Below are 567 nucleotides of genomic sequence, written 5' to 3' on the forward strand. Positions count from 1 at the left end.
CATCACCAGCGTGCTGGCCGAGCAGAAACTGACCGACATTCGCAGCGAAATCTGCTTCGAACACCAACCCCGCGAATACTGCGTGCAGGCCGGCGAAACCGACCTCGACTTCATCGACCGCCTCGCCGCCGAAGAAGGCCTGCTCTACACGTTCGAACACCGCGCCGACGGCCACACCCTCGTCCTCACCGACCGCGTCGGCGGCCTGGGCACCATCGGCACCCACACCGACTGCCCGGTGATCTACCAGCCCATGGGTGGCGGCGACTCCAAGGAACCGGCGTTGACCCGCTTCCACTACACCGAACAGGTGCGCACCGCACGCCAGGTGCAGCGCGACTACACCTTCACCCACCCGCGCTACAACCAGCAGCACACCGCCACCGGCGACCAGGACCTGAACAACCAGCACAAGGACTACGAACGCTACGACTACCCTGGCCGTTACAAGCGCGACATTGCCGGTAAGCCTTTCACCAAGACCCGCCTGGCAGCCCTGCGCAACGACGCCAAGTTGGCCCATGTGGAAGGCGACGATGAACGTCTGCAACCGGGATTGGCCTTCGA

General features: G+C 64.2%; 1 protein-coding gene. It reads left to right on the forward strand.

The window, feature by feature from the left end; translation table 11 throughout:
• Nucleotides 1-567, forward strand: a 567-nt coding sequence (gene vgrG / locus TU74_RS22975) for a type VI secretion system tip protein VgrG (protein ID WP_048377764.1), incomplete at both ends; no start/stop codon positions are given.

This window comes from Pseudomonas lundensis (assembly GCF_001042985.1).
GTDB classification, from domain to species: Bacteria; Pseudomonadota; Gammaproteobacteria; order Pseudomonadales; family Pseudomonadaceae; genus Aquipseudomonas; species Aquipseudomonas lundensis.